Source organism: Oleiharenicola lentus (genome assembly GCF_004118375.1).
Classification (GTDB): domain Bacteria; phylum Verrucomicrobiota; class Verrucomicrobiia; order Opitutales; family Opitutaceae; genus Lacunisphaera; species Lacunisphaera lenta.
Map to the genome: position 1 here is coordinate 3,047,983 of NZ_SDHX01000001.1, position 25,731 is coordinate 3,073,713.

Below are 25,731 nucleotides of genomic sequence, written 5' to 3' on the forward strand. Positions count from 1 at the left end.
ACCGCGTCGTGCCGACGCGCGCAGGTTTGTTCTTGCGAGGCGCTCCGGGGCCGGGCTTGTTGGCGGATTCATGAGCACCATCCCTCCTCAAGCCGAAGTCGCCGTGCTGACCACCAGCTACGGTGACATGACGATCACGTTCTGGCCCGATGTGGCCCCGAAGACCGTGGAAAATTTCAAGAAACTCGCCCGCGAAGGCTTTTACGATGGCACGGCGTTTCACCGCATCATCAAGGATTTCATGATCCAGGGCGGCTGCCCCAACACCAAGGTCGGCGAGTCCGGCATGCCCGGCACTGGCAGCCCTGGCTACAAGATCAAGGCCGAGTTCAACGCCAAGTCGCACGTGCGCGGCGTCATCTCGATGGCCCGCTCGGCCCACCCCGACTCCGCCGGTTCGCAGTTCTTCATCTGCCACGGCGACGCGAAGTTCCTCGACCGCCAATATACGGCCTTCGGCCAGCTGAGCGCCGGCGACGACGTCCTCGAGCGCATCGCGAACGTCCCGACCAAGAACGGCGGCGGCGGCGAAAAGAGCACACCCATCGAGCGCGTCGAGCTGAAGAGCGTGAAGATCGTGCCGCAGACTTAATTGCGGCCACTGCATTTTTGCATTCCAGCCCGCGCTCAACCGGCGCGGGCTTTTTGTTGGGCAGGAGGGCCGGTCTCCGCCGTCCGGTTTGGACGCACAGGGACCCTTGGCCTCACGGCACCCTTCCCGGAGGCCAGTCGAAGACTCGCCCTACGCCACCGCCACAGACCGGCCCGCGATTTCCGCGGTTACGCTCTGGCAAAGGCCGACGAACGTTTCCTCGCCCAGCGAGAGGCGGCGGCCGCGCAGGTAGCCGACGCCCCATTTGCGGCGCAGTTTTTTCCGGCCAAGCGGCAACGAGACGAGCGCGCCGGACTCCAGTTCATGGCGCGCCACCCACGGCGCGAGCACGCCGACGCCGAGCCCGATCTTCACCAGTTCCTTGATCGCCTCCATGCTGCCGAGTTCGAGGATGTTCGTGAGCGGCAGCTCTTCCGTGCGGAAATACTCCTTCACGAGCCGGAACGTGTAACTCGTATGATTATAGACGATCAGCGTCTCGTCCTCAAATCCCTCGCGCAGCACGCGGCCCTCGCGCGCCCAGGGGTGGCCGGGCGAAACGAGAAAGCGCATCTCGTCCTCAAACAGCGGCACGAAGGCCAGTTCCTTCATGCCCTCGGGCTCGAGCATGATGGCAAGATCGATGCTGCCGCCGAGCAGTTGGTCCACTTGCCGCCCGTGGTCGCCGGGATCGATCGAGATCACGCACTTGGGAAAGCTCTGCTTAAATTCACGCAGCACCGTCGGTAAAATATACTGGCACGCGGTGGTGCTCGCCCCGAGACGCAGGCGACCGTGGCCCCAGCGCGTCAGCTCGTCCAGCCCCCGGCGCGCGGTTTTCATCTCGGCCATGATCTTGTCCACGTGGCGCAGAAACTGTTCGCCCGACTGCGTGAGCGCCACGCGCCGGCCGGCACGCTCAAAGAGCCGGCAACCGGCCTGCTCCTCCAACGCCTTGATGGCGTGACTGACAGCACCTTGCGTCAAATAGAGCTCCTGCGCAGCACGCGTAAAGCTGCCCAGCCTCGCCAGGGTGGAAAAGGCCAGCAGCTGCCGCGTGTCGAATACGTTGTTCTTCATGCTTGGGACTTTGGGGCGGGAATGAACGGAGTTCATGCCACCCATGAATTCTTTGCTGAGCAGTAATCGGGCCAACTGGCACGGCTGGCATGTCACGCGCTGATACGGAGGCATGCAGATTGCCAATCCTCCGTCTTTCAACCCGCGCCCTCTGCGCCTAGGCTTTCTGGCCCTGACGGATGCCGCCCCGCTCATCGCGGCCCAGGAATTGGGCTGTTTTTCGCGTCGTGGGCTGACGGTCGAACTCTGCCGTGAGGTCGGCTGGGCCACGATCCGCGACAAGATCGCCTATGGCGAACTCGACGCCGCCCATGCCCCCGCCCCGATGCTCTGGTCCACCAAGCTCGGTCTCGGCAGCGCTCCAGCCGATGTCTGCACGGCCTTCCTCTTCAATTTGCATGGCAACGCGCTCACTTTGTCCGTCCGTCTCTGGGAGGCCGGCGTGCGCGACGCGGCCACTCTCCGCGAGGACGCCCTCCGCCGCCGCGGCGAGAACAAGCTGATGTTCGGCATCGTGTTTCCGCATTCGATGCACCACGTGCTGCTGCGCCAGTGGCTGCGCGACGCCCGGCTCGATCCGGAGCGCGACGTGCGCATCGCGGTCGTGCCGCCGGCCCAGATGTTCCGCAACCTCGTCGCCGGCACCCTCGACGGCTACTGCGCGGGCGAGCCGTGGAACACCCTCGCCGTCCAGCAGAACCAGGGCTGGTGCCCCGCGTGGAGCGCGGCGCTGGCCCCCGGCCACGTCGAGAAGGTTCTCATGGTGCGCAGCGTCTTCGTCGAGCGCCGCGCCGCCGAACACGCCGCGCTCGTGGCCGCGCTCACCGAGGCCGCCGCTTGGTGCGATGAACCGGCCAACCGCCCGGCCCTCGCGCAGATGCTCTCGGCCCCCGCCTACCTGAACCTTTCCGCCACCGCCATCGAACCCGCCCTGCTCGGCCGCTTTGCCACCGGCACCGGCGTCACCGAATCCGTGCCGGACTTCCTGGTTTTTCACCGGGGCAAGGCCAACGCCCCGACCACCGATCGCGCCGCCACGCTCCAGAACGAGCTGGTCACCTCCGGCCTCATCCCGCGCTCGCTGCTCAACGCCAGCCTGCCCCACCGACTTTTTCGCGAAGACCTTTATCGCGAAGCCACCGCCAACCTCGACCCTCATGCACACCAGCAACTCAAGCTCCCCGGCGGAGCGTTCGTCTCCGCTTAACCGCCGTCAGTTCCTCGCCGGCAGCGCCAAGCTCACCGGCGCCGCCGCCCTCTTCGCCGCGCTCGGCTCCAAGAGCTGGGCGTCCACCGCCGGCTCCGCCTCCGACGCCCCGGAGACGCCCGACCTCAACTTCGGCATGATCGCGCTGACCGACTGCTCGCCCATCGTCATCGCACACGAGAAGGGCTTCTTCAAAAAATACGGCATCAACTCCAAGGTCACGAAGGGCGCCAACTGGGCCGCCATCCGCGACAACCTCTCCACCGGCTCCATCCAGGCCACGCACATGCTCATCGGCATGCCGCTCGCCTCGACCATGGGCCTCGCCGGCTCGCCCAAGAAGCCGATGGTCATCCCGTGGCTGCTCAACCGCAACGGCCAGGCCATCACCCTCAAGGCCGAATGGAAGGGCAAGGTCGGCGCCGATCCGAAGGCCATCAAGCCCTTCGCCGACCAGGCCGCCAAGCTCGGCGAACCGCTCACGTTCGCCCAGACCTTCCCGCCGGGCACCCATGCCATGTGGATGCGCTACTACCTTGCCGCGGGCGGCATCAATCCCGACAAGGACGTCTCACTCATCACCATCCCGCCCCCGCAGATGGTCGCCAACATGAAGATCGGCAAGATGGACGGCTTCTGCGTCGGCGAACCTTGGAACGCACGCGCCATCGCCGACGGCATCGGCTTCACCTCGATCACCACGCAGGATCTGTGGAAGGACCACCCGGAAAAGGTCTGCGCCTTCACCGAGGAGTTCACCGAGAAGAACCCGAAGACCGTGAAGGCCGTCCTCAAGGCCCTGCACGAGGCCAGCGTCTGGCTCGACGAGATGGGCAACCGTCCCGAGCAGTGTGACATCGTTTCCAAGCCCACCTATATCAACTGCCAGAAGGAGATCATACTCGGCCGCCTCCAGGGCAAACTCGACTACGGCGACGGCCGCACCGTGCAGGACGAGTTCCCCATGCACTTCAGCCGGCGCAACTGCAACTACCCGCAGCCGAAGTTCGCCAAGTGGTTCCTCTCGCAATACCGCCGCTGGGGCATGGTCACCGGCACGCCCGACTACGAGGGCGTCGCCAAGCGCGTCATGCGCACCGACCTCTACGAGGAGGCCATGAAGGAGATCGGCTACGCCCACGGCGGCCTCGATAACTCGCCCGAGACGCTCTTCGACGGCATTCCCTTCGACCCGGCCAACCCGGAAGCCTACGCCACGAGCGCCGCGGTCAAGAACCTCAAGGGCTGAACCCGCTTCGTGTCATGAGCAGCACCCCCACGAGCCCGCGTCCGGCGTTCTGGCAGGCCTGCCGCCTCCCGGCGGTCTGGGTCCGCGCCGCCCGGCTCGGGCTCGTGGTCGGGCTCATCCAGGTCTCGCTCAACCAGGGCGATCACTGGCTCAGCGGCCACATCACCACCGGCGTCATCCTCAAATCCATCCTCTCCCCGCTCCTCTCCTTCGGCATCGCCTTCGCCTCCGCCGCGGCCACCCACGCCGAGAACCTCTCCCGCTCCGCACCATGAAATCCTTCAAATTCGACTGGCTCGTGCTCCCGCTCATCGGCTTCGCCGCCGTGCTCGCGCTCTGGTCCTTCTCCAGCCGCACCTGGGCGACCAACCTGCCCTCGCCCACCCAAACGTGGATCGCGAGCCGCGACTATGTGCTCGAGCCCTTCGCCAAGCGCGGCGAGATGGACCAGGGCATCCTGCGCTTCACGTGGTATTCGCTGATCCTTGTCGCGCAGGGCTACGCCATCGCGCTGATCGTCGGCACGCCCCTCGGCTTCTGCCTCGGCCTGTCCAAGACCTTCACGAAGATCATGGATCCGATCATCCAGATTCTGCGCCCGGTCTCGCCGCTCGCGTGGCTGCCGCTCGGTCTCGTGCTCTTCATGAACGCCGGCAAGGAGGCCGGCACCTACGGCGCGCTCTTCACCATCGCCGTCTGCGCGATGTGGCCGACCGTGCTCAACACCGCCGTCGGCGTCCGCGCCGTGCCGCAGGACTTCCTCAACGTCGGCAAAGTCCTGAAGCTCTCGCGCTTCAAGACGCTCACCAAGATCCTCATCCCGGCGACGCTGCCCTACATGTTCACGGGCTTCCGCCTCTCCCTCGGCATCGCGTGGCTCGCCATCGTCGCCGCCGAGATGCTCACCGGCCGCCCCGGCGCCGGCGGCTTCCTCTGGCAGGAATACAACGCGCTCATCTACGAGCACATCATCCTCTCGATCATCACCATCGGCTTCGTCGGCTTCATCCTCGACCGCCTGATGAGCCTGCTGGAAAGGCGCTTCAAGTCCGTTTGATCCAGGTCAAGGCGCTCCTTCCCCGTCCAACCTACACTCCTCCCATGGCTTTTCTCGAACTTAGTGGCGTCACCAAGGCCTTCGGTGGGCCGCCGGTGCTGAGCGACGTCAACCTCAGCATCAACAAGGGCGAATTCGTCGCCATCGTCGGCTACTCCGGCTCCGGCAAGACCACGCTCATCTCGCTCATCGCCGGTCTCATCCGGCCCAACTCCGGCACCGTCAAGCTCAACGACCTCGAGATCACCGCGCCCGGTCCCGACCGCGGCATCGTGTTCCAGAACTACTCGCTGCTGCCCTGGCTCACCGTGTTTGAAAACATCGCCCTCGCCGTGGACCAGGTCTTCCCGAACCACTCGGCCGAGAAACGCGCGCAGCTCGTCACCACCGCCATCGCCACCGTCAACCTCACCCCGGCGCGCGACAAGTTCCCGCGCGAACTCTCCGGCGGCATGCGCCAACGCGTGTCCGTCGCCCGTGCCCTCGCGATGGACCCGCAGATCCTGCTCCTCGACGAACCGCTCTCCGCCCTCGACGCCCTCACCCGCGCCACGCTGCAGGACGAGTTCGAGCGCATCTGGGAAAAGGACAAGAAGACCGTCGTCCTCATCACCAACGACGTGGACGAGGCCCTGCTCCTCGCCGACCGCATCATCCCGCTCACCCTCGGGCCGGGCGCGACGCTCGGGCCTTCCTTCCAGGTCAACCTCGCCCGTCCGCGCGACCGCAAGTCCCTCAACCACGACCCGGAGTTCAAGCGCCTCCGCGCCCTCATCACCAACGAACTCCTCGGCTACGGCGAACGCCGCAAGGCCACCATCAAGCAGAAGCTCATCCTGCCCGACATCCTCCCCGAGAACCTCGACCTCCCGCGCGTCAACCGCCGTCCGCTCCGCCCTAGCGAGATGAAGGAAGAGGAAGTCTCCCTCAACTCCTGAGCCCGCCACGCCATGTCCTCTTTCATCGAAATCTCCCAGCTCGGCAAAGTTTACGAAACCCCCAAGGGTCCGGCCGTCATCGTCGAGAACTTCGACCTCAAGATCCGCAAGGGCGAGTTCATCACCCTCATAGGCCACTCGGGCTGCGGCAAATCGACCGTCCTCTCCATGCTCGCGGGTCTCACCGACGTGACCAACGGCGGCATCATCCTCGCCGGTAAGGAAGTCACCGGCGCCGGCCCCGACCGCGGCGTGGTCTTCCAGGCCCCGTGCCTGCTGCCATGGCTCACCGCCTTCGAGAACGTGATGCTTGGCGTGAACCAGGTCTATTACACTGCCTCGGCGGAGGAGCGCCGCCAGATCGTCGAGTATTACCTCACCGTCGTCGGCCTGGGTGACGCGATGCACAAGAAGCCCGCCGAGCTCTCGCAGGGCATGCGCCAGCGCTGCGGCATCGCCCGCGCCTTCGCGCTCTCGCCCAAGATGCTCCTGCTCGACGAGCCCTTCGGCATGCTCGACTCGCTCACGCGCGTCGAACTCCAGCAGGTGCTCATCGACCTCTGGCAGAAGGACCGCAAGACCGCCCTCATGGTCACCCACGACGTGGACGAGGCCATCTTCCTCTCCGACCGCGTCGTCATGATGACCAGCGGTCCCGCCGCCACCGTCGGCGAGATCCTCGAGGTGAAGTTCCCCCGCCCGCGCAACCGCAAGCAGCTGCTCGAAGACCCCGAGTATTACCGCCTGCGCGAGGAGCTCATCGGCTTCCTCAACGAGCGCTCGCACCACCGTCCCGCGCCCCACTCCTCCTCGGCCACTCCGCCGCCTCCCGCCGGCGGCAAGCCGGCCAACCGTTCCAATTTCCAGCGCCTGATCAGCGCCCTCACACCCGCCTGATTCGTTTCCGTCCTCTGACCCACCGCACCATGAACTCCTCCGTTCCCTCCTGTCCGCGATTCGCGAAGCGCCTCATCGCGCTTCTGGCTCTCGCGAGCGTCGTCCTCCCGACGCTCCGCGCCCAATACACGCCGCCGCCGCCCGCGCGTCCGTTCCCCGGCTTCGTCAACGAGCAGCTCCGCTCCGACAACGTCTATGCCAGCGCATGGGACATCGCCGTCAACGTCCGCTACCGCTTCGAGGCCAAGGATGACGCCGGTTTCACAGACGCCGGCTCGAACTGGGACTTCTCCCTGCGTCCGCAGGACGACAACAACAATGCTTACCACCTGCTGCGCGTGATGCCGCGCGTTGGCTACACCTCCAAATGGTGGAACTTCCTCGTCGAGGGCCGCTCCAGCTACACCTACGGCGACGAGCGCTTCGTGCCCACCGGCGCCGGCCAGGGCCTCGCCGAGCGCGACGGCCCGATCGACCTGCACCAGGCCTACGTTTTCATCGGCAACCACAAGGAGTTTCCCCTCTCGCTGAAGATCGGGCGCCAGGAGCTCGTGTATGGCGACCAGCGCCTGCTCGGCCACCTGCGCTGGAACAATAACGCCCGCACCTTCGATGCCGTGAAGGTCCGCTGGCAGAACAAGTTCTTCGGGGTGGACGCCTTCACCGGTGGCCTCGTCTATAACGACCACAACAACTTCAACCAGGCCAACTCGCAGGACGTGTTCTCCGGCCTCTACTTCAACTTTCCCACGGTCGCCAAGAACGAGATCGTCGAGGCCTACCTCTACAACCGCTACGTCGCCCGCGGCATCGCCACCGACAGCTGGTCGGGCATTCCCGCGCCCTTCCGTTTCCCGGGTGACCAAAACCTCTACACGGCCGCCCTCCGCATCCGCTCCAAGCCGCTCGCCTACGGCAACTGGGACTACGGCATCGAGCTGATGCACCAGTTCGGCGACCGCACCGCCGTCGCCCCCGCCGCCACCGTCGCCGCCGCGCTCGCCGCCCCGAATCTCGATCAGGACGCCTGGGCCACGGTGCTCCAGGGCGGCTACACCTGGACCGAACACTCCTGGCAGCCGCGCATCGGCGTGCTCTACAGCTACGCCTCCGGTGACAAGAGCTCCGCCGACCTTTCCAGCCAGACCTTCCAGAATCTGTTTGCGACGACCCACCTGCACTATGGCTACATGGATCTGAGCAGTCTGCAGAACATCCATGACCTGCGCCTCGTGCTCTCGGCCAAACCGCGCAGCAACATCAGTCTCGCCGCGGAGATCCACTTCCAGCAACTGGCCCGCACCTCCGACTTCTGGTATAACGTCGCCGGCGTGCCCCGCAATTTTGCCGGCGCCGCCGTCGGCAGCGGTGGCGGTTACCGCATCAACCCGGACTACAGCAAAAATCTCGGCACCGAGGTCGACCTGATCGCCGCCTGGACCTTCAAGCCCTACGCCCAGGTCGAGGCCGCCGTTTCGCGCTACTTCCGCGGCGACTACATCAAGCAGTCGCTCAAGACCGCCGGCTCCAAGGACGCGAATTACTTCTACCTGCAGCTCACGCTTAATCTCTGATTTCGTAAGGCTTACACGAAGCCGCCGGGAAACCGGCGGCTTTTTCATGCGTGAATGAAATTCATGCCAGCCAAGAATTCTTTTTATCGGGTTAATTGGTCAGGGTCCGGGCGATGGCACCTCCCGTGCTAATTTCTGGCATGGCTTTGTCACCTCCAGAAACCACGAATCCCGGCAGCTTTTCCAACGACCAGAAGGAATACCTGCAGGGCTTCATGGCCGGCGTGATCGCCAGCGGCCAGTATGCCTACGTCGGCACCAACGCCGCCGGCCAGCTCACGGGAGCGCCCGGTGCCGCCGTCACCGGCAACCTCGCGGCGCCCTCGGAGGAAAACGTGTTCGGCACCCCGCTCGGCGACCTCTCCAAGCCCGAGCGCTGGAAACACGAGCAGAACGGCCTCGATGTCTGGGAAAAACTGGTCGCCCACGCGAACGCCGACAAGTTTCCCGACGAGGCCGACACCTTTCGCTTCAAGTTTCACGGCCTCTTCTACGTCGCCCCGGCGCAGGACAGCTTCATGATGCGCCTGCGCATCCCGGCCGGCGAAATCAGCTCCCACCAGCTCCGCGGGATCGCCGGCCTGGTGGACGAAATCGGCAACGGCGGCGCCGACATCACCACGCGCGCCAATCTCCAGATGCGTGAGATGAAGCCGCGCTCGATCGTGCGCGCGCTCACCCGCGTGCAGGAACTCGGCCTCACCGCCCGCGGCTCCGGTGCCGACAACATCCGCAACGTCACCGCCACCCCGACGAGCGGCTTTGACCGCGACGAGCTGATCGACGTCCGCCCCTACGCGCACGGCCTACACCACTACATCCTCAACCACCGCGACCTCTACGGCCTGCCGCGCAAGTTCAACATCGCCTTCGACTCGGGCGGCTCCATCTCCGCCGCGGTTGACACCAACGACATCGGCTTCTTCGCCGTCCGGGTGACCGAGCAGACTCTGGCCCAGACCCCAGCGCCCGGACCCCAGACCCTATCCCCTGGGATTTACTTCCGCTGCGAGGTCGGCGGCATCACCGGCCACAAGGATTTCGCCCGCGACACCGGACTCCTCCTCAAGCCGTCCGAACTCGTGCCCGTCGCCGCGGCGATGGTCCGCGTCTTCCGCGAACACGGCGACCGCACCGACCGCAAGAAAGCCCGCCTCAAGTATCTGCTCGAGAAGTGGGGCGGCTTCCCGAAGTTCCTCGAGGAAACCCAGAAGAAGCTCGCCTTCCCGCTGGTTTACGCGCCCCGCGGCTGCGCCGAGCCGCGCAAGCCGGTGCTGAAGCACGGCCACCTCGGAGTCTTCAAGCAGAGCCAGGCGGGCCTAAACTACGTCGGCATCGGCGTGCCCGTCGGCCGCATGAACGCGAAGCAGATGCGCCGTCTCGCCGACCTCGCCGATCATTACGGCACCGGCGAAATCCGCCTCACGGTCTGGCAGAGCCTCATCATCCCAAACGTCTCCGACGCTTTCGCCGCGACTCTGGCCCGCGCCGCCAACTCACTGGGCTTCTTCACCGAGGCCCACACCTCCGCCGGCTGCGTCATCGCCTGCACGGGCAGCAAGGGCTGCAAATACGCCGCCGCCGACACCAAGGGCCACGCCCGGGCGACCATGGCGCACCTGCGCAAGCGTGATCCCTTCCTCGACCAGGCCGTCAACATCCACTTCACCGGCTGCAATCATTCGTGCGCCCAGCACTACTGCGGCGACATTGGCGCCATCGCCACCAAGCTCACCGACGGTCGCGAGGGCTACCACGTCGTCCTTGGCGGTGGCATGGACCAGGAACAGGGCATCGCCCGCGAAATCTTTCGCGGCGTCGCCGCCGACGAGATGCCCGCCCTCATCGAGAAGGTTCTCGTCACCTACCGCAGCCGGTGCACCGCCGGCGAAACCTTCGTGCAGTGGACCCGCCGCCACAGCGTTAAGGAAATCCAAGAAATGCTCTCCTCATGAACGCACCCGTTCCGCTCATTCCGGACAACGCCCCCTTCTCACCGGAGCAACGCGCCTGGCTCAACGGCTTTCTCGCCGGCGTCTTCTCCCGCTCGGTCGGCGCTCCTGCTGCCGCCACCCCGGCCCAGGCGCTCGCCCCGCTGACGATCCTCTTCGGTTCCCAGACCGGTACCGCCGAGGGCCTCGCCAAGAAGGTCGCCAAGGAGGCCGGCAAGCGCGGCTTCGCGCCCACCGTGCTCGACATGGCGCAGACCGATCTCGCGAAGCTCGCCCACGAGAAGAACCTGCTGGTCATCACCAGCACCTACGGCGACGGGGAGCCGCCCGACAACGCGAAGGCCCTGCACACCGCCCTGAAGGAAGCCGCCGGCACACCGCTCACGGCCGTCCGTTTCTCCGTCTGCGCGCTGGGCGATACCAACTACGCCCAGTTCTGTCAGTGCGGCAAAGACCTCGACGCCTGGCTCGAAAAACTCGGCGCCACCCGCACCACGCCGCGCACCGACTGTGATCTCGATTACGACGGCCCGTTCACGAAGTGGCTCGACGCCGCGCTCGCCTCGCTCGCCGGTGGCACTGCCCCTGCCACCGCGCCAGCCGAAGCGAAGCCAACTGACTCATCCGAGGAAGGCTACTCCAAGAAGAAGCCCTTCCCCGCCTCCGTCCTTGCCGTCCGCAACCTCAACGGCCCCGGCTCCGCCAAAGAGGTCAACCACGTCGAGTTCTCGCTCGAAGGCTCCGGTCTCGTGTATGAAGCGGGTGACGCCCTCGGAGTCGTGCCACAGAACTGCCCGGCGCTGGTGAACGACGTTCTAGCCACCCTTGGCTGCGACGGCGAGGAAGCCGTGCCCACCCCCGCCGGCGAACTCCCGCTGCGCCGCGCCCTCACCGAGTGCTTCGACCTCGGCAAACCCTCGCCCGAACTGCTGGCAATGGTCGCTCCGGCTGTAGCCGGGGTCGCTGCCCCCGGTCCGGGCTCAACGAACCCGCCTGCAACTTTCCACCACGTCATCGACGTGCTGCTCGCCGCGCCGACGAAGCCTTCACCCGCTGATTTTGTCGCCAAGCTGAAGAAGCTCCAGCCGCGCCTCTACTCGATCTCCTCCTCGCCCAAGGCCCACCCCGGCCAGGTCCATCTCACCGTCGGCGCCGTGCGCTACGACAAGGACGGGCGCTCCCGCAAGGGCGTCTGTTCCACCTTCCTCGCCGAGCGCGGTCTTGCCGCCGGCAAGGTCGGCGTGTTCGTCCACGCCAACAAGGCCTTCCGTCCGCCTGCCGACGGCAACGTGCCCATGATCATGGTTGGCCCCGGCACCGGCATCGCCCCGTTCCGCGCCTTCCTCGAGGAACGTCGTGCTTCCGGCGCACGCGGCAAGAACTGGCTGTTTTTCGGCGACCAAAAGGCCGCGAGCGACTTCCTCTACCGCAACGAACTCACCGCCATGCAGACCTCCGGCGTGTTGCACCGGCTCGACCTCGCGTTCTCCCGCGACCAGGCGGAGAAGATCTACGTCCAGACCCGCATGCTGGAAAACGCCGCCGAGCTCTGGACCTGGCTCGAAGCCGGCGCGCACTTCTATGTCTGCGGCGACGCCTCGCGCATGGCGAAGGATGTGGACCTCGCCCTCCACCAGGTGATCGAGAAGGCCGGGGGCAAATCCCCCGAGCAGGCCGCCGCCTACGTGAACGCCCTCAAGGCCGCCAAGCGCTACGCCCGCGACGTGTATTGATCGTCCATGGTCGCCCCGCGCAATCAGCCCCCGCTGCTCGCCCTCGTCGAGGAACTCCTCGCCGAGCAGGGCCGGCTGCAGACGCCCGTGGCCCGGGCAAGTGTGGCTCACGACCAATACACCTCCGGCACTCCGCGCTCCGCCCTCAGCGCCCAGCTCATCCCCCTCACCGCCCCCGGTCCCGGCGAACAATACGCCTTCGAGGTGGACCTCGACTCCTGCACCGGCTGCAAGGCCTGTGTGACGGCCTGCCACTCGCTCAACGGTCTCGATGAAACCGAGGCATGGCGCGATGTCGGCCTGATCTCCGGCGGCTCGCGGGCCGCCCCCTACCAGCAGACGATCACGACCGCCTGCCACCACTGCGCCGATCCCGGCTGCCTGAACGGTTGTCCGGTGCTCGCCTACGAAAAGGATCCCGTCACCGGCATCGTCCGTCACCTCGACGACCAGTGCATCGGCTGCCAGTATTGCATCCTGAAGTGCCCCTACGACGTGCCGAAATACAACGATCGCCTCGGCATCGTGCGGAAGTGTGACATGTGCCACCAGCGCCTCGCCGAGGGCGAAGCCCCCGCCTGCGTCCAGGCCTGCCCCACGCACGCGATCAAGATCACGAAGGTTCCGGTTTCCCCGGATCCCAGATCCCAAACCCCAAACCCCAGTTTTCTCTCCGTCGCGCCCGACCCATCCTACACGCTGCCGACCACGCGCTATGTTTCGAAGCGCGCCTTGCCCGCCGGGGTGCAGGCCTCCGATGCCGCCGTGCTCCGCCCGCAGCCGCCGCACTTGCCGCTGGTCGCGTTGCTCACCCTCATGCCGATGGCCGTGGGCTGTTGGATGGCCGAAGTGGCCCACGACTTTTCCAGCCCGGCGGTTGCCATCGTCGGCTGGATGGCCGGCGCCCTCGGTCTCGCGCTGGCCGGCCTGCACCTGGGCCAGCCGCTACGGGCTTGGCGCATTTTCCTCGGCCTGAAAAAATCCTGGTTCAGCCGCGAGGCCGTGCTGTTCGGCGCCTGGTTCCCACTCGCCACGGCCGCGCTGGCCGGACGCCTCGGCTGGCTGCCACTGCCCCCCTCCGGGCAAGCCGCCCTTACCGGCGGCACCGCCGCACTCGGTGTCATCGCCCTGTTCTGCTCCGTGATGATCTACGTGGACACCCATCGCGTGTTCTGGCGGCTCGCCAACACCGGTCCGCGTTTCTTTGGCACCGCGGCCATCCTCGGCCTGGCCGTGGCGCTGACCAGCCCGGAAGCCCCGGCGACCATCGGCTTCGCCCTGCTCGCAGCCACCTTGCTCAAGCTCGGCTTCGAGGCCCGCTCACTGGTACCGCTGCAGGAGGAAGATGACGGACTCCATTCCCCGTCCCGCCAGACGGCGCGCCTGCTCACGGGACCGCTGCAACCGGCCAACGCCCTGCGCCTCACCCTCGCTCTGTTCGGCGGCATACTGCTGCCGCTGGCGATCGCACTCAAAGCCGCGCCACCCGCCGCGGCCTGGCTCGCGCTGGCGCTTTGTCTCGCCGGTGAACTGGCCGAGCGTTATTTGTTCTTCCGCGCCGTGGACGCCCCCAAGATGCCCGGCCAGCCCGACCCCACCAAGGGAAGCCACCCATGAGCGCTCTCGACGAACTTCTGTTGGCCCGCAGCGGCCCGATGACCACCGAGCTGGTGCAGCACCCCGGCGACTTCGGCCTCGGCAAAGTGCCTGCCCGGCTCGCCCCCGCCGGCACCGCCAAGGCCATCTGCGGCTTCTGCAGCACGGGCTGCTCGCTCAAGATCCATCTCAACGCGGAAGGCCAGGCCATCAACCTCACGCCCGACCCCGATTACCCCGTCAACCTCGGCATGGCCTGCCCCAAGGGCTGGGAGGCACTCACGCCGCTTGCCGCGCCCGACCGCGCGACCACGCCATTGCTGCGCGATGCGCACGGGAAAATGCAACCCGTGGACTGGACTCAGGCGCTCACGGTTTTCACCAACCGCCTGCAATCCATCCAGGCCGAGCACGGCAAGGGCGCCGTCGCCGTGCTTAGCACCGGCCAGATCATGATGGAGGAAATGGCCCTGCTCGGCGCGCTCGCCAAGTTTGGCCTCGGCATCGCCGACCTCGACAGCAACACGCGGCAGTGCATGGCCACCTCGCACGTCGCCTACAAGCAGTCGTTCGGCTTCGACGCCCCGCCGTTCACCTACGCCGACTTCGAGGTGAGCGACGTGCTGGTGTTCGTCGGCGCCAACCCCTGCATCGCCCACCCGATCATGTGGCAGCGCGTCATGCGCAACCGCCGCAATCCCGCGATCATCGTCGTGGACCCGCGCCGCACCGAGACCGCGATGGCCGCCACGCTGCACCTCCCCGCCCGGCCCAAGACCGACATCACCCTGCTCTACGGCCTCGCCCGCGAGGTGATCCGGCGCGACGCCGTTGATGCGGCCTTCGTGACGGAGAACACGAACGGCTTCGCCGAGTTCGCCAGCTTCGTGAACGCGTTCACGCCCGAGCGCGTCTGCGCCGAGACCGGCCTCAGCCGCGCGGACTTTGACCGCACTGCCGAGCTCGTCACACGGCCCGGCGCCCGCGTCTCCTACTGGTGGACGATGGGCGTCAACCAGAGCCACCAGGCCACGCGCACGGCCCAGGCGATCATCAATCTCGCGCTGATGACCGGCCAGATCGGCCAGCCCGGCACGGGCGCCAACTCCATCACCGGCCAGTGCAACGCGATGGGCTCGCGTCTGTTTGGCAATGCGACCTCGCTCATCGGCGGCTACGACTTCGGCAAGCCTGAACACCGCGCCCACGTCGGCGGCATCCTCGGCGTCGATCCCGCCGTGATCCCCGAAAAGGCCAGTCGCGCTTACGACAAAATCCTCGACGCCGTCGAGGCGGGCGAGATCCGCGCGCTCTGGGTGATTGCCACCAACACGGCCCACTCCTGGGTCAACTCGGGCAAGTTCGCCCGCCTGCGCGACAAACTCGATTTCCTTGTCGTGCAGGACATGTATGCGACGACCGAAACCGCGCAGCAGGCCGACCTCGTGCTCCCTGCTGCCGGCTGGGGTGAGAAGGAGGGCGTGTTTATCAACAGCGAACGCCGGCTCGGTTACGCCCGCAAAGTTGCCCGCGCCCCGGGCGTCGCGTTGAGCGACTTCTCGATCTTCAAGCTCGTCGCCGAGGCCTGGGGCTGCGGCCCGATGTTTGCCAAGTGGACGTCGCCCGGCGCCGCTTTCCAGCTGCTCAAGCAACTCTCCCGTGGCCAGCCCTGCGACTTCACCGGCATCCGCGACCATGCCCACCTCGAAGCCGAAGGTGGCATCCAGTGGCCGTATCCGGAGTCGCCCGCTGTGCCGCAGCCCGCCGCGCCCGGCCGCGAGCGCCGCCTCTTTGCCGACGGAAAATTCTTCACGCCCGACGGCCGGGCGAAACTTCTCTTCGACGAGCCTGTGCCGCTGCCGGAGCCGCCGGACGCCGCCTACCCTTTCCTGCTCAACACCGGCCGCGGCTCCTCCGCCCAGTGGCACACGGGTTCGCGCACCGACAAGAGCGCCGTGCTCCGCAAGCTCGCCCCGACTGTGCCGTGGATTGAGATCAACCCCGCCGACGCCGCCCCGCTCGGCCTTATCACCGGACAGGAAGTGGCCGTGCGTTCGCGGCGCGGTGAAACCAAGGCGCTGGCCGTCGTCACCGCCATCGTGCAACCGGGACAGGTCTTCATGCCCATGCATTTTCCCGAAGTGAACTGCCTCACCTTCCCCGCCTACGACCCCCACTCACGCCAGCCCGCCTACAAGGCCTGCGCCGTGGCCCTCGACGTGTTGCCGGAGACCTGAACGCGCATAAACTAGACTTGGTCTGGTCGTCATCCGTGTCCATTAAGTGATTGTTAGTGGTTTCCCCTCCATGTCCCCACCCGTCGCCACCGCCCTGAACCTGCACCGGATCTTCGTGTCGGAGGGGCACAGCTATTTCGGGCGACACGGCAAGGGCTCGCTGAAACTTCCCGTCCACGAGGTCGGCGCGGTCGAGTGTGTCGCCGGACGCGGCCTGCGCGGCGACCGATTCTTTGATCACCAGGAAAATTACAAGGGCCAGGTCACGCTCTTCTCCGCCGAGGTGTTCGCCGAACTCTGTCAGGCCCTCAGCCTCCCGTCCGCGAGTCCGGCCGCCCTGCGCCGCAACCTGCTCGTCAGGGGCGCGGACCTGAACGAACTGATCGGCCACGAGTTCGAGGTGCAGGGCGTGCGCTTGTTCGGCACCGAGGAATGCCGCCCCTGCTACTGGATGGACGAAGCCCTCGCGCCCGGCGCCGAAGCCTGGCTCAAAGGCCGTGGCGGCCTGCGCTGCCGCATCCTCTCCAACGGCTGGCTGCGGACTTGAATAGTCTGGCTCCCACCCGCGTGTCATTCTGATCGAAGCGAAGTTGCCGAGCCGCAGGCGACAGGGCTCAAATCCAGGAATCTGCGCGCCCGTGCCGCTTCGAGAACAAGCACTGGACTCTTCGCTGCGCTCAGAGTGACATGATGCGGAAAGTGACCCCAACCTTGAATCATACCAGGCAATGATTCCCTCCGGCCAACTCACCGGCGCCGTCCTCGCCGGCGGACAATCCCGCCGCATGGGTCGGGACAAGGCCACGCTCGCCTTCGAGGGCCGTCCGCTGTGGGAACATCAGGTGCGGGTGCTCCGCGAGGCTGAAGCCGACCCGGTCGCCATCGTGCGGGCCCCGGGCCAGGCACCACTAGGGCTGCCCGACGACCTGCGGCTCTGGCACGACACCTTCACCGACGCCGGCCCGCTGGCGGGCCTGCAAACGGCGCTGAGCCAGTCGCGCACGCTGCTCGTCGCCGTGCTCGCCGTGGACATGCCGCGCATTGATGCGTGGTGGCTCCAATGGCTCGGCACCTACTGCGGCAGCAACATCGGCGCGATTGCCACGCGACCGGACGGTATTCACGAACCGCTCGCCGCCATCTACCCACGTTCCGCGCTCCCGGAGATCAGCCGCCGGCTCGAAACTGGCAATGATCACTCCCTGCAAACCCTCGCCCGGGCCCTCATGGCCCAACATCTCCTCCGCAGCGTGCCCCTGCCCGCGTGCGATCTCTGGCGCGTCACCAACTGGAACTCGCCCGCGGACACACTGCTCAGTGAGGAAGGTTGATCCCGGGCAAGGTGATCCGGATGCCCGGTCCGGTAACGTTGGGCAAACGGTTCGGATCGACCGGTCGGTTCTCCAAACGAGCACGCGTCAGCTCCGCGCAGTAGCGAACCCAGTCATTGGGTTTAAGTTTATCCAAGTGATTGAGCAGCTCCATCGCCGCCGCTTTGTCTCCGAGACGCATCCGCACGATCACCAGCGCCAGCAGCGTGCGGGCCCGGTCGTTGAGCGAGGCGAACTTACCCTGGATTTGGTTGAGGCTGGCGATGTCGGGCTTGTCGGACATCGCCTCAACCCACGCCAGCATCTCATAGGCCTGGCTTTGGGCGGGGGCGAACTCCAGAGATTTGTTGAGCAGGTGACGCAGGTCAGCCGCCCGCTTCTCCGGCATCCGGTAGTCGAGGTCGAAGTGACCGAAGACTGCATTTGCCTCCAGCCGGCCGAGTTCACGGAAGATCGCGGCGTTGGTCGTGCCAAGTTCGATGGCCGCGCGCCAGTGTTCCCGGGCCCGGTCGGTGTCGTCCTCTTGGATGGCCACTGCGCCCAGCAGCTCGCGTAGACGGGCGTTGGGGGCCTGCTCCAGCTGCGCCCGCACAAACAGGTTGCCATAAGGACTGTCGGTCATGCGCACGGCCAGCTCGGCCAAGGCCAGTTGCATCTCATCCCGCGCGGCCGCCCGCACCGTGTAGCCCTGCCGGGGCGGAATTGTCGGACGCTTCGCCTTCCGCCCCATGAAACGGCCGACGGTGACGTATTTTTCCATTTCCCTCAGCAATTGCGGATAGTCCATCCCCAGCAGCTCGCGGCAGACCGCACGAAATTCCTCGGGCCGATCCTGCGTCTCGGACGACCCAGCTGCGCGGAGGAACAGCGACATCTTCTCCGGAGGGATTTTGTTCACACCGAAATGGCAGTAGTGAAGGAAGGCCCAGGATTGGGCGTAGAACATGCCGGTGTGACCGGAATCCTTGAACAGCGGAGAATCGTAGCGCACGGCAAACAGCTGCTCGAAAGGCATCATCCGGCCACGCTGGAGTTCGAAAACGCGGCCTTCGACCGGCTGGCCCAGTTGCAGCCACTCCTTGTCTTCCTGCATCGTGGAGAACAGCTCCGCCACGCCTTCGTTGAACCACGGGGCGGGGTTCTGCTCGGCGAGCCGGAACAAGTAATGGATGTATTCGTGGTAAATGACCTCCGTGGTCGTGTCCCGGTCGCGGGCCGGTGCGATGGTGATCACGGTGCGATCCGGGAAGTTGTTGCAGAAGCCCATGTATTTCGCGTCGCCACCCCGGACGTGCGGCGGCCGGTAGCCGTCGAAATCCGCCTGCCGGTCGAAATAGTAGATCGTCACCGGCTGAGGCAGCCGGGGCTTCAGCTGGAAGGTGTCCATGAACAGCGCCCGCAAGAGCTCCATCCGTTCGAGCACATCGCGGGAGTCGCGGTCATTGTTGGCGCTGTAGAGCTCGAAGTTGGGCGACTGGTAATACTGCCACTTGCGGGACAGCCCGGGGTAAAGCTCGGGCGGCTTGGCGGCGAAGAGGGCAACCGGCAGGAGGACCGGAGCAAGAAGGAGGAGCAACCGTCGTGAATGCACGGAAGTAAGTAGGTAGGCGGCCCGTGCCGGCGACGCTGGCCGAGCCGGTACCGCGGGCAATAAAAAATCCCTGACGACGTCCAGACCGGTGAGACCGGTCGGCCCACCTTCCCATTCACCCAAGGGCACGCCCCCCCGCCAATGTTCGTATTACGAACATTGGCGGGATGGGCCGCCGAGCGGAAACCGGGGCGAATGTTCGTAATACGAACATTGGGTGCGTCGGTGCCCACAGGAGGAGCGGGAGATTTTTGGTGTCTCTTCCGCGGCTTTGTGGCCTGATAGCGGACGTGATCCTCGTGTTTATTCATGGTGCACCCGCCACCGGCAAATACACCATCGGCCGCGAACTCGCGGCGCTGACGGGGTTCGAGCTCTATCACAACCACCTCGTCGTAGACGACGTCTTGCAGCGCCACGCCTTCGGCACGCCTGGCTTTGTCGCCGAACGGGATCACGCCTGGCGGCACCACCTCGGTGCCGCGGCCACCGAATCCGCCTGGCGCGTAATTTTCACCTTCAACCCGGAAAATACCGTCCCGCAGGCCTTCATCGACTGGCTGTTTCGCGAGGTGCCGGCCCACGGCGGACAGCTCTATTCGATCGCACTGAAGCTGAGCGAAGAGTCCATCGAGGCCCGGCTGGCCAGCGAACAGCGGCGCGGCTTCCGCAAGCTCACCGATCACACGCTTTACCGGCAACTGCGCGACGCAGGCGCGTTCAACAAGCCCGTCATCCCGCGCAGCAACCTCGTGCTTGATTGCGAAAATCTCTCCGCGCGCGACGCCGCGACGCGGATCGCCCGGCACTTCAAGCTCTGATGTCCTTCAGCGGAGATGCGGTGGCGGAACGCCCAGAATCGATGCACCGCCGGAACTTATGACCTACGTGGAAATGCGCAGACTGGTCTAATTCTGTTGCACAAATAGGCGTGAATCATGGCCTCGGCTGTGCTGTAAATTGCGCTTTAGAAGGTTCCCTGCCCATGCCCCCTCCCACCGACCAATGCCTGCAGACCCTGGCCCAACTGGTTGTGCGCGTGGGGTTGAATCTGCAGCCCGGTCAGCCGCTGCTCATCACCGATCCCTACGATCTGCAGGGTGCCCACCGGGGCAACGCTCCGCTGATTGAGGCCATCCGCGCCGCTGCGCCCGGCCACCCAGTCGAGGTCATCGCGGCCGATGTCGACCGGTTGCGCTATCTCGTCACAACGGACCACCTGCGCGGGTTCGAAAAGCTGGTCGAAACCAACGCCCGCAGGATGAAGGAACACCTCGCCGCCGGTGGCGCCTTTCTTTTTCTGCCCGGCACCCACCCGCGCCTGCTGGCCGACCAACCGGCCGAGCGGCTCACGCAGTTCGACAGCCTGAAGTGGCGGCACCTCGCGCCACTCATCCGCAAGTTGATCCGCGGTGCCACCCAATGGACTCTGCTGCCTGCGCCCACCCAGGACTGGGCCGACCTGGCCAGCCCCGAACTGCCGGCCACGGAAAGACTGCCGGCCCTCTGGGCCACGGTGTTCCAGGCCCTGCGCATTACGACCGGCAACAACGGCAGTACCGAGTGCCGGCCGACTGAAGCCGTCATCGCTGACTGGCAGTCGCACCTGGCCGCCCTCACCCGTCGGCGCGACGAACTCAACGCCGCCCGCCATCGCCGCATCCGTTACATCGGCATGGGGACGGAGCTCACCCTCAAGCTCCCCCGCTCCCACGCGTGGTGCACGGCCCGGCTCGTGAGCAAGCGTGGCGTGCCCTTTGTCGTGAACCTGCCCACCGAAGAGGTCTTCACCGCGCCCAACCGCTACTCCGCCACCGGCCGCATCCGTCTCGCCCGCCCCATCGCTTATGGCGGCGCGGTCATCGAGGGAGTCGAGCTGGAGTTCCGCCGCGGCCGCGTGACCCTGGCCACGGCCCGGGCCAATTCCGATCTGCTCCAGCGCCTGCTCTCCACCGACGACGGCGCCGACCGCATCGGCGAGGTGGCGCTTGTGCCCGGACGAACGGGTTTGGTCTGGGGAAACCGTTTTCACCACCACATCCTGCTCGATGAGAACACCACTCCGCACATCGCGCTGGGTGACGCCTACTGTTTCTGCACCCGCTCCTGGGTTCCGCCCTGTTTCAACCTCTGCGTGAACTCCAGCCAGCTCCACATCGACCTGCCTCTCGACGCCACGGTCAGCCTAGACTGAGCGCAGCGGTGGGTGGAGTCGGGGTGTCTGACGTTCTCAGGCCTGGCAGTAGAGGCCTCGCAGCCTGTGGGATGGAGAACATCCGTCCGCATGCAGCAGCAGGCAACAACGCAGGTCCGCCGCCTGAAACCACGCACCGCTTCCCTTGATAATGAAATTGGAGCAAAAAACAGGGGGCGATCGCCTTTCCACAAACGGTGGACCTTGAGCTCCACGATGGGGCTTACCCCGGCTTGAACCAAACACCACGCGGCGTGCTCCTGACATTTTCAGAGGAGAAATCGCGCCCGAGCCCCGCACATTTTTTCGCAACACCAAAGTGACGAATTTTATCCACCCATCGGGTGTGAACAAGATGTCGGAAAGTTGAACTTGAAGGTCATTTTTTGATTCACGTTATTCGCAAAGTCTCTTTTAACCGTTCTCCCTTTCGATTGTTCATTGCCAGCTCCGCAGCGCACCAAGTGCCCGGAACACCCAAGGTTCCCCCAGACAAAGGCCATCGGGCCTGATCCAGCCACATCCCCACAGGCTGGCAGCCCCGGCCTCCAGACCCATTTTCCCTTGAGTGAGACCGACCCACGACGCGGCAGCCAGCAACCAGTCCCGAGGTGTGAATAAACCCGTCACCTGCGTCCAGTCCATGTCCCACCCCACCCACCAGACCAACCTCTGGGAAACCGTAAAATGTGACCTCAAAGGGCTCTTTCCCGATGATGTTTTCCAGATGTGGTTCGAGCCGATGCGCTGCATCGAGAGCTCCGAGGACTCCGTGACCCTGGGCGTGCCCAACGACTTCGCGGCCATCTGGATTCACGACAACTACCTCGATCTGATCTCCCAGCGCCTGCGCATGACCGCCGGCCGCATGGTGTCGGTCAACCTCCGCAAGGTGGATGCCAACGGCACCACCGCCCGCGCCACCGTTGTCGAGCCCAAGGCCAAGCCGGCCCCCAAGCGCACCCTCCGTTACGACGAGCGCTCCACCGCCGGTTCGCTCAACCCGCGCAATACCTTCGAGAACTTCGTCGTCGGCCCCAACAACCAGTTGGCCCACGCCGCCGCGCTCGCCGTCTCGCAGGCCCCCGCGCAGGCCTACAACCCGCTTTTCATCCACGGCTCGACCGGTCTCGGCAAAACCCACCTGATGCACGCCATCGGGCACAGCATCCTCCAGCGCAACCCTGAGGCCAAGATCGCCTACCTCTCGACCGAGAAGTTCACCAACGAATACATCCACGCCATCCAGGAGAACGCGCTGACCAAGTTCCGCCAGCGCTACCGCAGTGTGGACGTGCTCCTGATTGACGACATCCAGTTCCTGTCCGGCAAGGAGCGCATCCAGGAGGAGTTCTTCCACACCTTCAACGACCTCTTCGAGTCGCAGAAACAGATCGTGCTCTCCAGCGACCGCCCCGTCACAGAGATCGCCACCCTCGAGGCCCGCCTCGTGTCGCGCTTTCAGTGGGGCCTCTCCGCCGACATCCAGTCGCCGGACTTCGAGACCCGTGTCGCCATCCTCCGCACCAAGGCCGCCACCCTGAAGATCGACCTGCCCAAGCCGGTCATCGACTTCATGGCGCAGCACATCTCGAAGAACATCCGCCGTCTCGAGGGCGCCCTGATCAAGATCTCCAGCTACGCCGCCCTCACCGGCAAGCCCCTCGACCTCGCCACCGCCGAGCACCTGCTCAAGGACGTGCTCATGGAGGAAGCCCAGAACCGCCTCAACATCGAGGGCATCCAGAAGCGCGTGGCCGACCATTACCAGATCCGGCACTCGGACATGACGAGCAAGCGCCGGCCCAACGCCATCGCCTTCCCCCGCCAGATCGCCATGTATCTCTGCCGCCAGCTCACCCGCCACTCCCTGCAGGAGATCGGCGAGGCCTTCGGCGGCCGCGACCACGGCACCGTCATCCACGCCGTGAAGACCGTGGAAAACATGATGGAACAGGACGATTCCGTCCGCGGCAGCGTCGATTTCCTCAAGACGCAGCTGGCGAAGTGACCCGCCCCAGCGGGTCATCCTGAGCGAAGCGAAGGATCCAGCCAAACGACAAGCCCGGCCACAAGCCGGGCTTGTCGTTTGCCGGGCCATGCCTCTAATCCGTAGCCATTCGTGCAATCTGTGGCTATATTTCTCCCTTCATGAACCTTTCCCCCGAACAAAAGCAGGCCGTCTCCTCCTGGGTCGCAGCAGGCGACAACCTCTCCGTCGTCCAGAAGAAGCTCTCAGAGCAGTTCAAGCTCTCGCTGACCTACCGTGATGTGCGTTTCCTCGTGGATGATCTCGGCCTCGAATTGAAGAACGCCACGCCGAAGGCCGACGTGTCCGACGTCACCAAGGCCCAAGTGGCCAAGCCAGCCCCTGCTCCCGCCGAAAAGAAGGGCTTCGTGGACAAGCTGAAGGAGAAAGTCGGCCTCGGCGGTGGCACTGATGACGCTGCCGACGACCTTCCGCCGGAGGAAGCCATCCCCGAGGACGAAGGCATACCCGCCAACGCCCCCGTCGGCAGCCTGACCCTCGAGGTGGACCGCATCATGCGCCCCGGCACGGTCGTCAGCGGCACGGTGACCTTCAGCGATGGCGTCAGTGGCAAGTGGGGTCTCGACCAATACGGCCGCCTGATGCTCGACACCGGCCAGAAGGGCTACCAGCCCAGCGCCGCCGACGTACAGACCTTCCAGCGCGAACTGCAGATGCACCTGCAGCGTCAGGGTTATTGATCCTTGCGGTAGGAAGCCTCAACCGGGCAGCCCGCCCTTGTCGCGGGCTGATGCAGATGGATCTCCACTTACCGAGCGATTCCATGAAGTTTGGAGCTGGCTGCAAACGCCCTTTGAATATCGGCGCGACCACCCGAAACCCGCCGAGGAGGCACTTTCGCAATAAAGTGTCAGCGGCGCTTACGTTTTGATCGAAGGTGCTGTTAAGGCTCTTGGGCACATAAACCGCACATAGTGCCGATTGACAGATGGATACGCCAAATATCCAATGAATGGCACCGGCATTGCTTGATGGAAACGTCGCCTCGTTACCCAAAATTCTTACATCCCCATGAAACTCCGTTCTATTGCCAGTATGCTCGCCTTAGCCGCCGTCTCCGCGTCAGCGACTCCGATCGGCAGCACGGTTACAGCCATATCAGTGCTGACGCCGGGTTCAACCGTCTCGAACACCGATTCATGGTCTGGCACGCCCCAGCAAATCTCTGCTTTCGCGTACAACTCCTCTGGGCAGAGCAGCCTTTGGTCTTTCGTAGATAGCTACAATTGGGCGGCTAATGGCAACTCAGGCACGATTATGATGCAGGCAAACTGGGTGTTAGCCAATGGAGACGTCAACTACGCGGCTGCTGAGGGCAGCAAATGGCAATACACATTCACTGCCGATGATACGGGATTTTTCGAGCTTAACTATAGCCTCACTCCCTGGGGAGCCGACACGTTCGGCCTTAACGGAATTTATCTCGGGGGTGATCTGGGCAACGGCTACTTCTCCAATGGCGACAGCGGCCAATATATCGCCAATGTAATTGCCGGCAATACCTACACGGTGAACCTAAGCATGAACGTTAACCTCTCGAATTCTGAAGTGGGTTTGTTTGGGTACGATGCCTCTATGGTGGGCCTGTTTAATTTCAATCTGACAGGCGCTTCCTCTGTTCCCGACACAGCCTGCACCCTTAGCCTACTGACCCTAGCCTTTGCTGCACTCGCTAGCCTGCGCCGCAAACTGGCCTAATCGCCCTTGTCGCCCACTTTGCAGCCGCCTCCTCAAACGGAGGCGGCTTCTTTATGTCCGGACCCCAGCGCCGTGCAGCACAACCGCGATAACGCCGGGGCGCGCCTCCCTCTCTTGTTCCGCCTCCGGGTAAGGGCGCGATTGACCCGTGGCCGTCCGCGCGTATCCTTCCGCCATCCGGCGGACGTGCCACTGCCGCCGGCACACCCCAAATCCCCAAACCTGGAGGCTGTTCCCATGAACAAGCTGACTCAATGGATCGAATGGGCGGAAGCCCACCCCAAGGTCTGGCTCGACTGCATTCGCATGTATCTCGGGCTGGGCCTTTTCATTCGCGGTGTCTTCATTATCACCAACACCAAGGCCGAATTCGTGCAGGTGCTGCTTGAACGCCAGCAATACCCGTGGGTCGTTATGGGCTTTCTGCTGCACTACATCGCCCTCGCCCACCTCGTCGGCGGGCTGATGCTCACGGTCGGCCTGCTCACGCGCATCGCCGCCTGGGTCCAGATCCCGATTGTTGTCGGCGCGTTGTTCATGCACCGGGGCGAAGGCCTGATGAGCGGCGGCCAGTCGCTGGAGTTCTCCGCCCTCGTGCTGTTCCTCCTGACAACCTTCGCCGTCAGCGGCGCCGGTCCGGTCTCGGTGGACAACGGCATGCCCAAGCTCCGCCCGGCTATCACACCGTGACCGGTTACCACTTCCATCACTGCCGCCCAGACTGGTAGCCACAAGCAATCCAAGCCCGCGTCCAG

The 25,731-nt window shown here is 65.1% G+C and carries 20 protein-coding genes and 1 pseudogene; 19 read left to right on the plus strand and 2 right to left on the minus strand.

All coding sequences use genetic code 11. The features are described from left to right. The first annotated feature begins 70 nt into the window (after positions 1 to 70). Positions 71 to 592: a peptidylprolyl isomerase gene (locus tag ESB00_RS12640; RefSeq protein ID WP_129048043.1), complete on the plus strand. Its 522-nt coding sequence runs from the start codon at positions 71 to 73 to the stop codon at positions 590 to 592. Positions 593 to 742: 150 nt separating this feature from the next. Here the strand turns inward: ESB00_RS12640 and ESB00_RS12645 are convergent, their stop codons facing one another. After that, complete coding sequence (locus ESB00_RS12645) at positions 743 to 1,672, minus strand: LysR family transcriptional regulator (RefSeq protein ID WP_129048044.1); 930 nt, start codon at positions 1,670 to 1,672, stop codon at positions 743 to 745. Positions 1,673 to 1,784: 112 nt separating this feature from the next. On the opposite strand from ESB00_RS12645, the gene ESB00_RS12650 reads away from it, so the two are divergent. From ESB00_RS12650 to mobA, 12 genes and pseudogenes are all read left to right on the plus strand, one after another. Beyond that, on the plus strand, positions 1,785 to 2,879 hold the full coding sequence (locus ESB00_RS12650) for a CmpA/NrtA family ABC transporter substrate-binding protein (RefSeq protein WP_129048045.1): 1,095 nt from the start codon (positions 1,785 to 1,787) through the stop codon (positions 2,877 to 2,879). Then, on the plus strand, positions 2,830 to 4,128 hold the full coding sequence (locus ESB00_RS12655; RefSeq protein WP_129048046.1) for a CmpA/NrtA family ABC transporter substrate-binding protein: 1,299 nt from the start codon (positions 2,830 to 2,832) through the stop codon (positions 4,126 to 4,128). The genes ESB00_RS12650 and ESB00_RS12655 overlap by 50 nt, the downstream gene beginning before the upstream one ends. 14 nt (positions 4,129 to 4,142) lie before the next feature. Further along, a complete protein-coding gene (locus tag ESB00_RS12660) occupies positions 4,143 to 4,403 on the plus strand; it encodes a hypothetical protein (RefSeq protein WP_129048047.1) in 261 nt (86 codons plus the stop codon). Beyond that, on the plus strand, positions 4,400 to 5,185 hold the full coding sequence (ntrB, locus tag ESB00_RS12665; protein WP_129048048.1) for a nitrate ABC transporter permease: 786 nt from the start codon (positions 4,400 to 4,402) through the stop codon (positions 5,183 to 5,185). Before ESB00_RS12660 ends, ntrB begins: the two co-directional genes overlap by 4 nt. 44 nt (positions 5,186 to 5,229) lie before the next feature. Beyond that, a pseudogene (locus ESB00_RS20200) lies at positions 5,230 to 7,020 on the plus strand (ABC transporter ATP-binding protein). Between the two features lie 29 nt (positions 7,021 to 7,049). After that, positions 7,050 to 8,594, plus strand: coding sequence for an alginate export family protein (locus ESB00_RS12675; RefSeq protein WP_129048049.1), 1,545 nt, complete (start codon positions 7,050 to 7,052; stop codon positions 8,592 to 8,594). A gap of 140 nt (positions 8,595 to 8,734) precedes the next feature. Beyond that, entirely contained in the window at positions 8,735 to 10,549 is a 1,815-nt protein-coding gene (locus tag ESB00_RS12680; protein ID WP_129048050.1) for a NirA family protein, read from the plus strand. Beyond that, a complete protein-coding gene (locus ESB00_RS12685) occupies positions 10,546 to 12,279 on the plus strand; it encodes a sulfite reductase subunit alpha (protein ID WP_129048051.1) in 1,734 nt (577 codons plus the stop codon). The genes ESB00_RS12680 and ESB00_RS12685 overlap by 4 nt, the downstream gene beginning before the upstream one ends. Positions 12,280 to 12,285: 6 nt before the next feature. After that, positions 12,286 to 13,896: a DmsC/YnfH family molybdoenzyme membrane anchor subunit gene (locus tag ESB00_RS12690; RefSeq protein ID WP_129048052.1), complete on the plus strand. Its 1,611-nt coding sequence runs from the start codon at positions 12,286 to 12,288 to the stop codon at positions 13,894 to 13,896. Beyond that, positions 13,893 to 16,112, plus strand: coding sequence for a molybdopterin oxidoreductase family protein (locus tag ESB00_RS12695; RefSeq protein ID WP_129048053.1), 2,220 nt, complete (start codon positions 13,893 to 13,895; stop codon positions 16,110 to 16,112). Before ESB00_RS12690 ends, ESB00_RS12695 begins: the two co-directional genes overlap by 4 nt. Positions 16,113 to 16,182: 70 nt before the next feature. Further along, the gene (locus ESB00_RS12700) at positions 16,183 to 16,659 is read left to right on the plus strand and encodes an MOSC domain-containing protein (protein WP_129048054.1); all 477 of its coding nucleotides are present in this window, start codon (positions 16,183 to 16,185) and stop codon (positions 16,657 to 16,659) included. Positions 16,660 to 16,840: 181 nt separating this feature from the next. Beyond that, positions 16,841 to 17,443, plus strand: coding sequence for a molybdenum cofactor guanylyltransferase (gene mobA, locus ESB00_RS12705; RefSeq protein ID WP_129048055.1), 603 nt, complete (start codon positions 16,841 to 16,843; stop codon positions 17,441 to 17,443). Here mobA and ESB00_RS12710 read toward each other — a convergent pair. Further along, a complete protein-coding gene (locus ESB00_RS12710; RefSeq protein ID WP_129048056.1) occupies positions 17,427 to 19,034 on the minus strand; it encodes a tetratricopeptide repeat protein in 1,608 nt (535 codons plus the stop codon). The two genes, mobA and ESB00_RS12710, sit on opposite strands and share 17 nt — an antisense overlap. A 290-nt stretch (positions 19,035 to 19,324) precedes the next feature. Here ESB00_RS12710 and ESB00_RS12715 point away from each other — a divergent pair, with 290 nt between their 5' ends. The 6 genes from ESB00_RS12715 to ESB00_RS12740 all read left to right on the plus strand — a co-directional run bounded on the left by ESB00_RS12715 (position 19,325) and on the right by ESB00_RS12740 (position 25,666). Further along, positions 19,325 to 19,855 carry an ATP-binding protein gene (locus ESB00_RS12715; protein ID WP_129048057.1) on the plus strand — a complete coding sequence of 177 codons (531 nt, stop codon included), beginning with the start codon at positions 19,325 to 19,327 and terminating at the stop codon, positions 19,853 to 19,855. A gap of 164 nt (positions 19,856 to 20,019) precedes the next feature. Further along, a complete protein-coding gene (locus ESB00_RS12720; RefSeq protein WP_129048058.1) occupies positions 20,020 to 21,228 on the plus strand; it encodes an aminopeptidase in 1,209 nt (402 codons plus the stop codon). Positions 21,229 to 21,871: 643 nt separating this feature from the next. Further along, positions 21,872 to 23,239 (plus strand): chromosomal replication initiator protein DnaA, encoded by a 1,368-nt coding sequence (gene dnaA / locus ESB00_RS12725; protein WP_129048059.1) that lies wholly within the window; start codon positions 21,872 to 21,874, stop codon positions 23,237 to 23,239. 140 nt (positions 23,240 to 23,379) lie between these two features. Then, positions 23,380 to 23,958, plus strand: coding sequence for a hypothetical protein (locus tag ESB00_RS12730; protein WP_129048060.1), 579 nt, complete (start codon positions 23,380 to 23,382; stop codon positions 23,956 to 23,958). A gap of 331 nt (positions 23,959 to 24,289) precedes the next feature. Further along, the gene (locus ESB00_RS12735; RefSeq protein ID WP_129048061.1) at positions 24,290 to 24,976 is read left to right on the plus strand and encodes a VPDSG-CTERM sorting domain-containing protein; all 687 of its coding nucleotides are present in this window, start codon (positions 24,290 to 24,292) and stop codon (positions 24,974 to 24,976) included. Between the two features lie 237 nt (positions 24,977 to 25,213). Then, complete coding sequence (locus ESB00_RS12740; RefSeq protein WP_129048062.1) at positions 25,214 to 25,666, plus strand: DoxX family protein; 453 nt, start codon at positions 25,214 to 25,216, stop codon at positions 25,664 to 25,666. Positions 25,667 to 25,731: the final 65 nt, after the last annotated feature.

What these genes read in the sequence shown, in the direction of transcription:
- ESB00_RS12650 (WP_129048045.1), top strand. Translation starts at nt 1,785, where the DNA reads ATGCAGATTGCCAATCCTCCGTCTTTCAACCCGCGCCCTCTGCGCCTA.
- dnaA (WP_129048059.1), top strand. Translation starts at nt 21,872, where the DNA reads ATGTCCCACCCCACCCACCAGACCAACCTCTGGGAAACCGTAAAATGT.
- ESB00_RS12740 (WP_129048062.1), top strand. Translation starts at nt 25,214, where the DNA reads ATGAACAAGCTGACTCAATGGATCGAATGGGCGGAAGCCCACCCCAAG.
- ESB00_RS12645 (WP_129048044.1), bottom strand. Translation starts at nt 1,672, where the DNA reads ATGAAGAACAACGTATTCGACACGCGGCAGCTGCTGGCCTTTTCCACC.
- ESB00_RS12660 (WP_129048047.1), top strand. Translation starts at nt 4,143, where the DNA reads ATGAGCAGCACCCCCACGAGCCCGCGTCCGGCGTTCTGGCAGGCCTGC.
- ESB00_RS12700 (WP_129048054.1), top strand. Translation starts at nt 16,183, where the DNA reads ATGTCCCCACCCGTCGCCACCGCCCTGAACCTGCACCGGATCTTCGTG.
- ESB00_RS12675 (WP_129048049.1), top strand. Translation starts at nt 7,050, where the DNA reads ATGAACTCCTCCGTTCCCTCCTGTCCGCGATTCGCGAAGCGCCTCATC.
- ESB00_RS12690 (WP_129048052.1), top strand. Translation starts at nt 12,286, where the DNA reads ATGGTCGCCCCGCGCAATCAGCCCCCGCTGCTCGCCCTCGTCGAGGAA.
- ntrB (WP_129048048.1), top strand. Translation starts at nt 4,400, where the DNA reads ATGAAATCCTTCAAATTCGACTGGCTCGTGCTCCCGCTCATCGGCTTC.
- ESB00_RS12680 (WP_129048050.1), top strand. Translation starts at nt 8,735, where the DNA reads ATGGCTTTGTCACCTCCAGAAACCACGAATCCCGGCAGCTTTTCCAAC.
- ESB00_RS12655 (WP_129048046.1), top strand. Translation starts at nt 2,830, where the DNA reads ATGCACACCAGCAACTCAAGCTCCCCGGCGGAGCGTTCGTCTCCGCTT.
- ESB00_RS12695 (WP_129048053.1), top strand. Translation starts at nt 13,893, where the DNA reads ATGAGCGCTCTCGACGAACTTCTGTTGGCCCGCAGCGGCCCGATGACC.
- ESB00_RS12720 (WP_129048058.1), top strand. Translation starts at nt 20,020, where the DNA reads ATGCCCCCTCCCACCGACCAATGCCTGCAGACCCTGGCCCAACTGGTT.
- ESB00_RS12640 (WP_129048043.1), top strand. Translation starts at nt 71, where the DNA reads ATGAGCACCATCCCTCCTCAAGCCGAAGTCGCCGTGCTGACCACCAGC.
- ESB00_RS12735 (WP_129048061.1), top strand. Translation starts at nt 24,290, where the DNA reads ATGAAACTCCGTTCTATTGCCAGTATGCTCGCCTTAGCCGCCGTCTCC.
- ESB00_RS12730 (WP_129048060.1), top strand. Translation starts at nt 23,380, where the DNA reads ATGAACCTTTCCCCCGAACAAAAGCAGGCCGTCTCCTCCTGGGTCGCA.
- ESB00_RS12685 (WP_129048051.1), top strand. Translation starts at nt 10,546, where the DNA reads ATGAACGCACCCGTTCCGCTCATTCCGGACAACGCCCCCTTCTCACCG.
- mobA (WP_129048055.1), top strand. Translation starts at nt 16,841, where the DNA reads ATGATTCCCTCCGGCCAACTCACCGGCGCCGTCCTCGCCGGCGGACAA.